This window comes from [Collinsella] massiliensis (genome assembly GCF_002161605.1).
Taxonomy (GTDB): Bacteria; Actinomycetota; Coriobacteriia; order Coriobacteriales; family Coriobacteriaceae; genus Enorma.
Genome location: NZ_NFIE01000019.1, coordinates 18159 through 31281, shown reverse-complemented (window position 1 = coordinate 31281; position 13123 = coordinate 18159). Strand labels below are relative to the sequence as shown.

The 13123-nt window shown below is 63.4% G+C and carries 14 protein-coding genes; 13 read left to right on the top strand and 1 reads right to left on the bottom strand.

Translation table 11 applies throughout. From position 1 onward, the window contains the following. Window positions 1-24: 24 nt before the first annotated feature. From B5G02_RS08235 to B5G02_RS08220, 4 genes are all read left to right on the top strand, one after another. Window positions 25-546, top strand: a complete 522-nt coding sequence (locus B5G02_RS08235) for a DUF3284 domain-containing protein (RefSeq protein WP_094335871.1) — start codon at window positions 25-27, stop codon at window positions 544-546. Continuing rightward, window positions 539-1879, top strand: coding sequence for a 6-phospho-alpha-glucosidase (locus B5G02_RS08230; protein WP_019239893.1), 1341 nt, complete (start codon window positions 539-541; stop codon window positions 1877-1879). Before B5G02_RS08235 ends, B5G02_RS08230 begins: the two co-directional genes overlap by 8 nt. Before the next feature lie 262 nt (window positions 1880-2141). Continuing rightward, the gene (locus tag B5G02_RS08225) at window positions 2142-2996 is read left to right on the top strand and encodes an HAD-IIB family hydrolase (RefSeq protein WP_019239892.1); all 855 of its coding nucleotides are present in this window, start codon (window positions 2142-2144) and stop codon (window positions 2994-2996) included. A 245-nt stretch (window positions 2997-3241) separates the two neighbouring features. Then, window positions 3242-4150 (top strand): DeoR/GlpR family DNA-binding transcription regulator, encoded by a 909-nt coding sequence (locus B5G02_RS08220; RefSeq protein WP_019239891.1) that lies wholly within the window; start codon window positions 3242-3244, stop codon window positions 4148-4150. Window positions 4151-4576: 426 nt separating this feature from the next. Here B5G02_RS08220 and B5G02_RS08215 read toward each other — a convergent pair whose 3' ends face one another. After that, the gene (locus tag B5G02_RS08215) at window positions 4577-5371 is read right to left on the bottom strand and encodes a gluconate 5-dehydrogenase (protein WP_094335870.1); all 795 of its coding nucleotides are present in this window, start codon (window positions 5369-5371) and stop codon (window positions 4577-4579) included. A gap of 376 nt (window positions 5372-5747) precedes the next feature. On the opposite strand from B5G02_RS08215, the gene B5G02_RS08210 reads away from it, so the two are divergent. The 9 genes from B5G02_RS08210 to B5G02_RS08170 all read left to right on the top strand — a co-directional run bounded on the left by B5G02_RS08210 (window position 5748) and on the right by B5G02_RS08170 (window position 13123). Further along, window positions 5748-6203, top strand: a complete 456-nt coding sequence (locus tag B5G02_RS08210) for a PTS sugar transporter subunit IIA (protein WP_019239889.1) — start codon at window positions 5748-5750, stop codon at window positions 6201-6203. 86 nt (window positions 6204-6289) lie between these two features. After that, window positions 6290-6598: a PTS fructose transporter subunit IIB gene (locus B5G02_RS08205; protein ID WP_019239888.1), complete on the top strand. Its 309-nt coding sequence runs from the start codon at window positions 6290-6292 to the stop codon at window positions 6596-6598. Window positions 6599-6680: 82 nt separating this feature from the next. Then, entirely contained in the window at window positions 6681-7793 is a 1113-nt protein-coding gene (locus B5G02_RS08200; RefSeq protein WP_094335869.1) for a PTS fructose transporter subunit IIC, read from the top strand. Window positions 7794-7880: 87 nt separating this feature from the next. Beyond that, entirely contained in the window at window positions 7881-8765 is an 885-nt protein-coding gene (locus tag B5G02_RS08195; protein ID WP_019239886.1) for a class II fructose-bisphosphate aldolase, read from the top strand. 252 nt (window positions 8766-9017) lie between these two features. Next, entirely contained in the window at window positions 9018-9695 is a 678-nt protein-coding gene (locus B5G02_RS08190) for an RpiB/LacA/LacB family sugar-phosphate isomerase (protein ID WP_019239885.1), read from the top strand. A 180-nt stretch (window positions 9696-9875) separates the two neighbouring features. Beyond that, on the top strand, window positions 9876-10994 hold the full coding sequence (locus B5G02_RS08185; RefSeq protein ID WP_094335868.1) for an iron-containing alcohol dehydrogenase family protein: 1119 nt from the start codon (window positions 9876-9878) through the stop codon (window positions 10992-10994). Between the two features lie 65 nt (window positions 10995-11059). After that, window positions 11060-11260, top strand: coding sequence for a hypothetical protein (locus tag B5G02_RS08180; protein ID WP_019239883.1), 201 nt, complete (start codon window positions 11060-11062; stop codon window positions 11258-11260). A gap of 121 nt (window positions 11261-11381) precedes the next feature. Continuing rightward, window positions 11382-12416, top strand: a complete 1035-nt coding sequence (gene iolC, locus B5G02_RS08175; protein WP_094335867.1) for a 5-dehydro-2-deoxygluconokinase — start codon at window positions 11382-11384, stop codon at window positions 12414-12416. Further along, window positions 12413-13123 carry a YczE/YyaS/YitT family protein gene (locus tag B5G02_RS08170; RefSeq protein WP_094335866.1) on the top strand — a complete coding sequence of 237 codons (711 nt, stop codon included), beginning with the start codon at window positions 12413-12415 and terminating at the stop codon, window positions 13121-13123. Before iolC ends, B5G02_RS08170 begins: the two co-directional genes overlap by 4 nt.

The window sequence follows — 13123 nt, the reverse complement described above, 5'->3', positions numbered from 1 at the left end:
TTGCTAGAAAGGGGTGCCCGCCTCATGAAGATCGTGCGCACATTCGATGTAAGCGCGGAAGAGTTCTTTGATGCGCTCGTCTCGAAACTTCGCATCGAGATCGAGGATGCCTCCGACGTGCCGGCTACGGTAAATGTAGCCGCGGGCACAGTATATTACGCGCGCAACGCCGCCGGCACCCCTTGCATTCGTACGCGGATTTCGAAGCTTGAACGTCCCCGGCGTATGGTTATCGAAGCCCGAGATGGAAATGAGTGGGCTCGAACGGAGTATATCTTGGAGCCCGTGCCGGGCGAATCTGATGCTGAGCAGCGCGTCTCCGTCTCCTTCAGGCAGGATGCGAGCGCGTTCGAACGGATGCTTGCCAGTAAAGGTGTTATTCGTCGGAACATGGCGGAGCTTTCGTATCTGCGCCGCATGCTCAACGGCCTGTATGCCATCGAGCGAACAGCACGGGATCGCCGCCAGGGATTCGAGCCCCAATCTTGTCGTATGCAACAGAAAAAGCAGCGGTTTTCGCTGTTGAAAGGAGTTCTCCATGTCTGATTCTAAACGCTATGCCATTGCCGTTGCGGGTGGTGGATCGACGTATACCCCCGGTATCGTGGCATCACTCGTTACGGAGGAGGAGCGGTTCCCTATCCGCAAGATCGTGTTCTACGACAACAATGCGGAGCGTCAGGAGACTGTAGCGAAAGCCTGCGAGATCTTCCTGCAAGAGGCTGCTCCTGAAATCGAGTTCATTTACACGACCGACCCAGAGACGGCTTTCACGGACATCGATTTTGTTATGGCGCAGATTCGTGTTGGCCTGTATGACATGCGCGATAAAGACGAGAAGATTCCGCTGAAATACGGTGTGGTTGGTCAGGAGACCTGTGGACCTGGCGGTATTGCGTACGGCTTGCGTTCCATCGGTCCCGTGATCGAGATTCTCGACTATATGGAGAAGTACAGCCCGAACGCGTGGATGCTCAACTACTCCAACCCGGCCGCCATCGTTGCCGAGGCGACGAATCGCCTTCGTCCCAATTCAAAGATCATCAACATCTGCGATATGCCCGTGGGGTCGTTGCGCCGCTTTGCAAACATGTGCGGCATCGACGATTGGCACAAGCTCCAGGTGAGCTACTATGGTCTTAACCATTTTGGCTGGTGGAGCGCCATGTACGACGATAAGGGCAACGACCTTATGCCCGAGATTCGCAAGCATGTCGCAAAGAATGGCTTCATCGATGGTATGCCGGCCGATACGCAGCATGCTGACAAGAGCTGGTATGAGACCTTCCTAAAGGTTCGCGACGTCTATGCGCTCGACCCCGATACCATCCCCAACTCTTATCTCAAGTATTATCTCTATCCGGATTACGTGGTGGAGCATAGCGATCCAAACCATACGCGCGTCGACGAGATTCGCGAGGGGCGCGAGAAATTCATTTTCACTGCGTGCCGTGAAGTTGCTGAGAAGGGCACAGCCGAGGGCAGTCGGCTCTTCACCCCATTCAACCACTCGGACTACATCGTCGACCTTGCGTGCGCACTTGCCGAGAACACGCTTGGCCGCTTCATTATCATTGTGCCGAATGAAGGCGCAATCGAGAACTTCGACCGTGATGCCATGGTCGAGATCCCCTGCATTGTTGGCAAGAACGGGTATGAGCGCATCGTCCAGGGTGCAATTCCTCGCTTCCAGAAGGGGCTCATGGAACAGCAGGTTGCTGTCGAAAAGCTGGCTGTAGACGCGTGGATCGAGGGGTCTTATCAGAAGCTTTGGCAGGCGTTTACGCTTTCGAAGACCGTGCCGTCCGCGAGCGTTGCGAAGCAGATTCTCGATGACATGATTGAAGCGAATAAGGGTTACTGGCCTGAGTTGAAGTAGACACCGTTGGGCTTCAGGCGTGGATGTCCTCCTGCGCCTGAAGCCCGTCTTTTGCGATGGCGTCCCGTCCTCTAGAACTTCAGGCAACATTTGGCGTGCTGCAAGGTGAAATATCCGGGCGGCACGCCATTTTATGCCTGAGGATCTCTGATTTTGAATGCGTTTACGTTCGCGCAGATAGCCACCTCGCCTCGCCCCCCGCACCCCCACATCCAAGATGGTAGAATCGGCACGATTGAACCATCGAGCTGAAGGGGTGCACATGGATTCGCTTGAGCCGCGCGATGCTGACGCGCCGCGCAACGCCGCCGCGGCGCCGGCGGTCGCGTTCTTCGACGTGGACGGCACGCTCACGTACCATCGCGACGGCGTGCCCGAGGACCAGGCGGCACCCTCGGAACGCGTGTGCCGCGCCCTCGAGGCGTTCACGGCGCGCGGGAACATCGCCGTGCTCTGTACCGGCCGTCCGCCCATCACTGTCTCGCCGGCGCTGCGCGCATGCCCGTTCACGGCGAAGATCATGCTCGCGGGCGGCTGCGTGGAGTTCGGCGACGAGGTCGTGCACCATGAGTTCATGCCGCGCGACCTGCTCGCCCGCCTCGTGGACGAGCTCGCGCGCGCACGCATGTCGGCGTTCTTCGAGACGTCCTCTCGTTGCCTGCTCGTCGAATGGCCCGAGACGCCCCTTTCGTTCGACATCGGCTACGAGCACACGAGCATCGACGAGCTCCGCGGCATGCTCGGCACGCTCGAGGTGTCCAAGGTGGTACTCGAGTCCCACCGGCTCGACCTGCTCGACCCTGCAATGCCCTTCATACGCGAGGATTTCGTCATATCGAACCTCGGTGTGGGCGAGCACGAGATCACACTGCCCAGTACCACGAAGCGCAGCGGCATGCAGGTCGTCCTGAGCGAGCTGCGCCGGCGCGGCGTGCAGGTGGGGACGGTCTACGGCTTCGGCGATTCCGAGAACGACGTGTCGATGCTCGAGGCGGCGGACGTCGCCGTGGTGATGGGCAACGCGCTGCCCCAGGTGCGCGCCTACGCCGACTACGTGACCGACACCGTGCAGGAGGATGGCGTGGCCACCGCGCTCGAGCACTTCGGCCTCGTGTGAGTCATTGGGGACGGGTTCAATTGACTCAGTGAGTCAAACGAGCACGTCCCCAATGACTCGCTGAGTCAAACGAACCCGTCCCCAATGACTCGCTGAGTCAAACGAACCCGTCCCCAATGACTCACCCTCAGACTTCCCGATGACCCGCTTTCGCTTTTTGGTGACTTGGGCGCATAATGGTTGCGAAAACGAAATGCGTGCGCCTCGCGTCGCGCCGCCGCGCAAGCGGGAAGGGGAGCCGAGCCATGTGGGAAACGGACGACAAGCAGCCGCGCAAGGTTTCCGCGGACGAGCGCCGGGTCATGATCGTCGACGAGGTGAACAGCCGCACCTCGATCCATGTCTCGGACATCTGCGAGCACTTCGGCATCTCGGAGGTCACGGCGCGCAGCGACCTCGACAAGCTCGAGCGTGCCGGCAAGCTCCGGCGCACGCACGGAGGCGCGGTCTCCATCACGCGCACCATCACCATCTCCTATCCCGACCAGCGCATGAACCTCAACGTCGACGCGAAGCGCAAGGTCGCCGAGTGCGCCGCCGACCTCGTGATGAACGGCGATTCGCTCTTCGTGGACTCCGGCACCACGACGCTCGAGTTCGTGCGCCTGCTCGGCAGCAAGCACAACATCACCATCGTGACGAACGACCTCTCCATCGCGACCTTCGCCGACTCGAATCTGCCCCACGCCGACGTGGTCCTGCTGGGCGGCGCGCTGCGCAAGAACCACCGCTATATCACGGGGTCCATCGCGAACGACATTCTCTCCCGCCTTTACGTGGACAAGGCGTTCATGGGAACGGATTCGTTCGACGTGCAGCAGGGCTTCGCGACGGAGTTCACGGGCAACGCCGAGATCAAGCGCGGCATGCTCGCCCATTCGAATCGCCATATCGTGCTCATGGACACATCGAAGCTGCGCCGGCCGAGCTTCATCTCGTTCGCGAGCCTCGCGGATTTCGATGTCATCGTGATGGACGAGGATCCCGACGACATCATGGCCCAGGCGGTCGCGGCGTCGCGGTCGCATGCGCAGCTCGTGCTCGCGGACGAGGCGGGCAAAGGCATGCTCGGCGCCGGTGAGGAGCTCATCGGCGGCCCGCGCGACCACCCCGGCGGCCGGCAGTGGATGGCGCACATCGAATCGAGCGTGTAGCCTGGCCGGAGCGGTTGTTTAGCGGAGTGCTGTGCGGAAAACCGACGCATGGCGCGTCACTGCGGAGCCATCGGAACCCAAAATGAGCGAAACGAACGGTTTACGCGGGGGTGGCCAAGTAGCCGGAAAAGCGGCAGCCTCGCTACCTGCACCTTTGTTGGTGCGCACCCCCGTGCTACTTCCGGGGGTGCCCATAAAACGCTCGTTTCGCGCAGATTGGGTTTGGAGTCCTGTGCATTTCGCCGCGAACGCTGCTCGGCAGGCCGTTGCCGCGGCTCCTCCGGCGCCTCATGCGGGGGAGGTGCCTCAACAAGGGAATCAAAAGCGGGCGCGCCGGAGCTCGAAAACCCCGGCGCGCCCGCCCGTTACCAAAGCCTGTCCCTAAATGTAGCAAAAGGTAACGCTTTGAACCCGTCCCTAAATGACCTACTCGGGCTGGTGGCCGAGGTAGGCGAGGATACCGCCGTCGACGTAGAGGATGTGGCCGTTCACGAAGTCGGACGCCGGCGACGCGAGGAACACGACCGGCCCCATGAGGTCCTCGACGGTGCCCCAGCGCTCGGCCGGGGTCTTGGAGACGATGAACGCGTCGAACGGCGAGCGCGAGCCGTCGGGCAGCGGCTCGCGCAGCGGCGCGGTCTGCTCGGTGGCGATGTAGCCCGGCCCGATGCCGTTGCACTGGATGTTGTACTTGCCGTACTCGGAGGCGATGTTGCGCGTGAGCATCTTGAGGCCGCCCTTGCTCGCGGCGTAGGCGCTCACGGTCTCGCGTCCGAGCTCGCTCATCATGGAGCACACGTTGATGATCTTGCCGCCACCGCGCTCCATCATGCTCGGGAGCACGAGCTTCGACATGATGAACGCGGCGGTGAGGTCCGTGTCGATGATGCGGCGGAAGTCCGCGGTGTCCATCTCGTGCATGGGCAGGCGCTTGATCACGGCGGCGTTGTTCACCAGGATGTCCACCGGCCCCAAGGTCTTCGCGATGTCGGCGAGCATCTCGCGCATCTGGTCCTCGTTCGTGACGTCGCCCACGTAGCCGGCGACCTCGACCCCCGCCTCGCGATACGCGGCGACGGCGGCGTCGCGGCGCTCGGCCGTGCGGCAGTTGAAGGCCACCTTCGCGCCCGCCTTCGCCAGCGCGACTGCGATACCGAAGCCGATGCCGTGCGAAGCGCCCGTGACCAGCGCGACCTTGCCGTCGATCCTGAACTGTTCCATTGCGCGTTCCTTTCCCGTTCGCAACCGTTTCTCACCGTTTACCGTAGCAAATCGCCTATATCGAAGAAAAACGAAGAAAAATTATGGTGTAGAAGTCAAATACTTTGCATAAAATGTAAAAACGAAAACTACATTAAGACCTTTTTGCTTCGCACCCTTTCTATAGTTTCTAAAAATATAGGCTATTACCTGCGAAAACAATACGACAGTAGGCGGGCGGGAATCAAGGGCTTTTCAATTTACGTGAAATGAGATACCGTTTACGTTCGAAATGCCAACGCTCGCCGACGCGCACCTTTCGCGCTCCGCGCAATCGTCGTATTACAGGTATGTAAAAACCGGCGGCATGGGCCTCCGGATTGACGAAGGGAGACATATGGAACTGAGCGAGGTCTTGCACGAGGACATCATCAGCCTGGATGTGAAGGGCACGACGAAGGATGAGGTCCTGCACGAGCTGGCGCAGCTTCTTCTCGACGGCGGCTACATCTCCGATATCGATCAATTCGTGAAGGACATCTACGTCCGCGAGTCCATGGGTATCACCGGTGCCGGCAACCACGTCGCCATCCCGCACGGCAAGAGCGGCGCCGTCCTGCAGAACACCATCGCCATCGGCCGCTCCGACCACATGGTGGAGTGGGAGAGCTACGACGACGAGCCGGTCAACCTGTTCTTCCTGTTCTGCGTCTCGAACGACAAGGGCTTCGAGCAGACCCACCTGCGCCTGCTCGCCCAGCTCGCCGGCAAGATCGGCAGCGACGCGCTCGTCGAGAAGCTGCAGCACGCCGAGACCCCGGCGGACATCATTTCGATTCTTACGGCTGAGTAGGGGAGCTCGCCGCGAGATAGGGTGCGCGGATGAGCCGCGCACCGAGGAGGGGAAAGACCCCAACGGAGTTTGAAGAGGAGGGAACCATGAAGATCGTTGGCGTTACCGCCTGCACCGCTGGCATCGCGCACACCTACATCGTCGCCCAGAAGATCAAGGACGCCGCTGAGGCTGCCGGCCACGAGTGCAAGATCGAGACGCAGGGCTCCATCGGCGCGGACAACGTCCTCACGCCCGAGGAGATCGAGGCCGCGGACGTCGTGATCATCGCTCACGACATCGAGGTGCCGAAGGATCGCTTCAAGGGCAAGCGCGTTGTCGATATCCCGATCAGCACCGCGATGAAGAACCCGAAGAGCCTCATCGCGACCATCGAGAAGAAGCTGGCCCAGTAGGCCGCTTCACCCACCAAACGGTATTCCGAGCCAAATGGCTCAAGCGGGGGAACCCGCATAGAACAAGAAAGGAGGGAGTTCCATGGCACAGATTAAGAAGGTCGGCGTTATGCAGACGGTCATGACGGGCATCTCCTACATGATCCCCATGGTCGTTGCCGGCGGTATCCTCGGAGCTCTCGCGAAGGGCTTCGGCGGCTACCTGGTCGGCGACTTCTACGCCGAGGTCTCCAGTTCCTGGGCCACGCCGTTCTCCGGCATGGAGCCCTTCACCTGGGGCGGCTTCTGGTGGGGCGTCAACATGCTCTCCAGCTATGCCATGAACTTCGCCGTCGCGATCCTGTGCGCCTACATGGCCTACGCCATCGCTGAGCGCCCCGGCATCGTCCCCGGCTTCATCATCGGCTACGTCTGCACCATGTCCAAGGCCGGCTTCCTGGGCGGCCTGCTCATGGGCTTCGTCATCGGCTACTTCCTGCTCTGGATGAAGACCTGGAAGCTCCCCAAGTGGGGCCAGGGCCTCATGCCGGTGCTCATCATGCCGGTGCTTACCACCTTCGTGTGCGGCATGCTGTTCCTCTGCGTGTTCATGCAGCCGCTCGCCTGGATCATGGATGTCTTCCAGAACTGGATCATCTCGCTCAACGGCGGCTCCAAGGCCATCATCGGTGCCGTCATCGGCGCCTGCATGGGCTTCGACATGGGCGGCCCCATCAACAAGACCGCTTCCATGGCCGCGAACGCCCTCGGCGCGGACGGTATCTACGGTCCTATGTCCGCTAAGATCATCGGCGGCATGACGCCCCCGATCGGTGCCTTCGTCGCGTCGCTCGTCGCGCGCAACAAGTTCACCACCACCGAGCGCGACACCGCCATCACCGCCTTCCCCATGGGCCTGTGCTTCATCACCGAGGGCGTGCTGCCCTTCGCCGCCGCCGACCCCGTGCGCTTCATCCCCGCTTCCATGATCGGTTCCGGCCTCGCCGGCGCCATCGCGGTCGGCATGGGCGTCGAGTCCGTGGCTGGCCACGGCGGCATCTTCGTCTTCCCCGCGATGGTGAATCCGGTCTGGGCCGTCGTGGCCCTGGTCGCCGGCTCGCTCGCGACCGGCATCATCTACGCCATCATCAAGCAGAAGCCGACTGAGGCCGAGGAAGAAGAGGAAGAGATCGTCGAGATGGACATCGACTTCTAAGTCGTCCTCGTTCGAGCCAGGCGGCGCCCGTCGCCTGGCTCTTCTGGGTTTGCTGAGGGAAACAAGGTCTGAAAGAGGTTAGAAGCAATGCTCGTTACGATGAAGGCCATCCTTGATCACGCCAATGAGCACAACTATGGCGTCATGGCCGTCAACAGCGTCAACATGGAGATGGTGCGTGCCGTCATCACCGCCGCGGAGGAGGAGCGCTCCCCGATCATCGTCCAGATGGGCGTGGGCCAGATGTCCAAGCTCGCCCACATGGAGGATATCGTGCCGCTCGTGAAGGTCATCGCCGAGCGCGCGACCGTGCCCGTGGCCCTGAACCTCGATCATGGCGGGAAGCTCGAGGACGAGATCCGCGCCATGCAGGCCGGGTTCACGAACGTCATGATCGACGCCTCGTCGCTGCCCTATGAGGAGAACGTCGCCCGCACCAAGACCGTCGTGGCGCTCGCCCATGGCATGGGCATCTCCGTCGAGGCCGAGCTCGGCCACGTGGGCCAGGCGGCGGACGGTGACGGCCGCACGGACGACATGTACACCAACGTGGAGCAGGCCGTGAAGTTCGTCGAGGAGACGGGCGTGGACGCCCTCGCGGTGGCCATCGGCACCGCCCATGGCAAGTACCCCGAGGGCTTCGTCCCGAAGCTCGACTTCGAGCGTCTGGCCGAGCTCAAGGCCGCGCTCAAGATGCCGCTCGTGCTGCACGGCGGCTCCGGCTCCGGCGAGGAGAACCTCAAGAAGGCCGTCGCCGGCGGCATCAACAAGATCAACGTCGCTACCGACGCGTTCGCAGCCGCGAAGGCCGCGGTGCTCGCCAAGCTCGAGGAGGATCCGAAGGCGGATTACCTCACCATGGAGATGGCGGCCGAGGCCGGTGTGAAGCAGTTCGTGAAGGACTACATCCACACCATCGGCTCGAATGACCGCTACACCTTCGAGGACGTCGATAACGGCTCCAAGGAGTAGCAGCATATCGAAGGCGGCTCGCAGTCCCCAGCGAGCCGCCTCCCGGGAGCGGACGAACGGCTGACGAGCGGCTGGGGGGATGGGTTGGTTGGGGACGTGTTCCTTTCAACCCATTCGCCTTCCAAACGGAACGCGAATGCTTATCCGAATGGGTTGAACGGAACACGTCCCCAACCAACCCATCCAACCAACCCACCGTCCATTCCCGGGAGGCGCAGCGCCTCCAAGACGTGTACCAACGAAGAGAAGGAGATGGATCTCATGAAGATCGCCCTCATCCAGGAATTCTCGCAGGCGTCGAAGAACGACATCATCTTGGGTCAGCTCAAGAAGGTCGTCGAGCCCATGGGCCACACCGTCTACAACACCGGCATGCAGCAGGTCGATAACCCCAACGACCTCCCGACCGACTACACCGAGGAGAACCCGCGCCTCACCTACCTGCACATCGGCATCCAGGCCGCGCTGCTCCTCAACTCCAAGGCCGTCGACTTCGTGGTCACCGGCTGCGGCACCGGCCAGGGCGCGCTCATGAGCTGCAACATGTACCCCGGCGTCGTGTGCGGCTACTGCATCGAGCCCACGGACGCCTACCTCTTCCTGCAGATCAACGACGGCAACGCCCTCTCCATCCCCTACGCCAAGGGCTTCGGTTGGGGCGCTGAGCTCAACCTCGAGAACATCTTCACCCGCGCGTTCGGCTCGCCGAAGGGCATGGGTTACCCGGCGGACCGCAAGGAGTCCCAGAACAAGAACGTGCGCCTGCTCGACGACGTGAAGAAGCGCGTCGCCAAGCCGCTGCCCGAGATCATCCGCGCCCTCGACCCCGAGATGGTCAAGACCGCCCTCACCCCGGCCTTCCTGGATTGCTTCTACGCCAACTGCCAGGACGCCGAGCTCGAGGCGCTCGTGCGTGAGTTCGCCGCGTAACGCGCCGCGTTCGCGAGAAGGTCGAATGGTTTCGGAGGGCGCTTCCACTGGGCGGCGCCCTCCGTTTTGAACGTGAGGAACGAACGTGAGCTACGGGGACGCGCGCGTCGCCCCAGGGTCTCGCCCCGGCGGTAGATGCGGGGGCGCGCCCGTTCCGGTGGCTCATGAAGGAGGTTCGCGATGGCCGGATTCACAACGCAATGCTTGCCGAGCTACACGGTGGGAACGGAGGCGTACGCAGCGGTTCCCCAGGTGATCGGCGCCGCGAACGCGGTGGTCGTGGGCGGCGAGCGCGCCATGGCCGCCGGCCTCGAGCGGCTTAAGCGCGCGGTCGAGGGCACGGACGTGCGCATCACGGGCTCGTTCTGGTTCGGCGGCGAGGCGACGTATGCGCAGGTCGACCGCCTGGCGGCCGAGCCCGCGGTGCAGGCGGCGGACGCCATCTTCGCCATGGGCGGCGGCAAGGCCGTCGACACGTGCAAGATCCTCGCGCACCGCCTGGGCAAGCCGCTCTACACGTTCCCGACCATCGCCTCGAACTGCTCGCCCGTGAGCTGCATCTCCATCATGTACAACGACGACGGCAGCTTCCTCGAGATCGTGCAGCTCCACGTGCCGCCGGCGCACTGCTTCATCGATACGCAGATCATCGCCGAGGCGCCCGAGGTGTACCTCTGGGCGGGCATCGGTGACACCATCGCCAAGTACCACGAGGTCACGTTCTCCATGCGCGGCGATAGCCCCGCGTACGCGCCGGTGCTCGGCCAGGCCATCTCGTGCATGTGCGCAGGCCCGCTCCTCGCCCACGCCGCGGCCGCGCTCGCCGACTGCGTCGCCAACCGCGTGAGCGCCGACCTGGAGCACGCGGCGCTCAACATCATCGTGAGCACCGGGCTCGTGTCCGGCCTCGTGGGTGTCGACTACAACAGCGCGCTCGCCCACGCGCTCTTCTACGGCCTCACGACGATCCCCTCCGTGGAGCGCGACCACCTGCACGGCGAGGTCGTCTCCTATGGCGTGCTCGTGCAGCTCGCCATGGACGGGCAGGACGAGGCCTTGCAGGAGCTGCTGCGCACGTACCGTGCGCTCGGCCTGCCCACGCGCCTGGCGGATCTCGGCCTCACGCTCGAGGACGACTTCACCGGGGTACTCGCCGCCACGGAGGTCAACCAGGAGCTCGAGCACGTGCCGTACCCGGTCACGCGCGAGCGCATCTGGGACGCCATCGTGAAGCTCGAAGCGGTCTCGGATGCGTGCGACGTGCCCGCCGCGCCCGCGCCGCAGGTGCCGCGCGACTAGGCGAGAGAGGGGAGCAGGCGCCGGGTGAGCGCGTCCGGCCTGCCCCGATGTGGAAGGGAGCGCCCGTGCAGGTTTCCGAGTACATCCAGATCGTGTGCGTCATCATCGGCCTCGCCCTCATCACCTGGGTGAAGATGTCGTACACCCGCCGCGTGGGCGCCCCGCGCTCGACGGAGCCCTACAGCAGGCAGGAGAACCTCGCGCGCACCCTCGGCATCGCCTTCGTGGCGGTGGCGCTCGTCCTCGTGTTCATCCCCTTCGGCTGAGGGGGTTGGTTGGGGACGTGTTCCTTTCAACCCATTCGCGCATGCATGGAACACGACGACGAGCCGAATGGGTTGAAAGGAACACGTCCCCAACCAACCCATCGTGAGAAAGGAACTGGCTATGGCCTACATCGACTTCGATCCGTCCCGGCCGCTCGACATCGTGCTGCTCGGCCGCGTGGCCATCGACTTCAACCCGGCGTACTCCGACGTCGTGAAGGAGGAGTTCAAGCCGCTCAAGGACGTCCACTACTTCGAGAAGTACGTGGGCGGCTCCCCGGCGAACATCGCGGTGGGCGTGACGCACCACGGCCTCAAGGCGGGCTTCATCGCCAAGGTCTCCGACGACCAGTTCGGCGATTTCGTGACCGAGTACTTCGAGCGCGAGGGCATCGACACGAGCCACATCACCCGCTGCACGGGCGGCGAGAAGCTCGGCCTCACCTTCACCGAGATGCTGAGCCCCAGCGAGTCGAGCATCCTCATGTACCGCAACGCCATCGCGGACCTGCAGCTTTCGGTGGACGACGTGGACGCGGACTACATCGCCTCGGCCAAGTGCATCCTCATCTCCGGCACGGCGCTCGCCGAGAGCCCGAGCCGCGAGGCCGCCCTCAAGGCCGCGATGCTCGCGCGCCAGGTGGGCACGCCGCTCATCTTCGACATCGACTACCGCGCCTACAACTGGAAGAACGCGGACGAGATCTCCATCTACTACTCCGCCCTCGCCGGCCAGGCCGACATCATCATGGGTTCGCGCGAGGAATTCGACCTCACCGAGCGGCTCGTGAAGCCCGGCATGTCCGACGAGGAGAGCGCCGCCTACTGGCAGGGGAAGCACGCCAAGATCGTGGTCATCAAGCACGGCATGCAGGGCTCGACCGCCTATTGCGACGACGGCGAGAAGTTCTCCATCAAGCCGTTCCCCGTCACGGCGCGCAAGGGCTTCGGCGGCGGTGACGGCTACGGCTCGGGCTTCATCTACGGCCTCTTCCAGGGCTGGGATATCCTGCGCTGCCTGGAGTTCGGCTCGGCCGAGGCGTCCATGATGGTGCGCGCGAACAACTGCTCCGACGCGCTGCCCGGCCCCGCCGAGGTCGAGGCGTTCATCGTCGAGGAGAAGGCGCAGTTCGGCGAGATGGTGGCGCGTGCATGAGACCCCTGCTCGTGATGGCGCCCGACGGCGCCGCGGTTGACTGGCGCCGCACGGCGCTCCGCCTGGCGATGTACCTCGCCGGCGTGGTGGTGCTCGCCCTCGGCATGGTCGTGCAGACCGAGTCCGGCCTGGGTGTGGCCTCGCTCACCTGCTTCGCGCAGGTCCTGGCCGATATCACGGGCATGACGCTCGGCTTCATGATCACGGCGAGCTACTGCACCTACATCGTGGCGCAGGCGCTCATCCTGCGCCGCCAGTTCCAGCCACGCATCCTGCTCGAGGTCTTCTTCTCGGCGGTCATCGGCATCTTCACGGACTTCTTCATGGCCGTCATGCCCTTCCACCCGGTGGGGCTGCCCGCGAAGGTGGCCACGATGGTGGCGTCGCTCGCGCTCGTGGCGTTCGGCGTGAGCCTCGTGGTGAACATGGGCGTCGTGCCCAACGCGCCGGACGGCCTCGTGCAGGTGGTCGCGGAGCGGCTGCGCCGGCGCTTCGGCGATGTGAAGGTGGTCTTCGACACGAGCCACGTGGTGGTGGCGCTCGTCCTCTCGTGGACGGTGCTCCACACCATCGACGCGTTCGGCATCACGACCATCATCGCGGCGCTGTTCCTGGGGAAGTTCATCAACGTCATGAACCGCCTCTTCGCGGAGCGGTTCCAGCGCGCGGCGTTCGGCTCCGCCCGGGGCGCCGCGGCGGCGGAATAG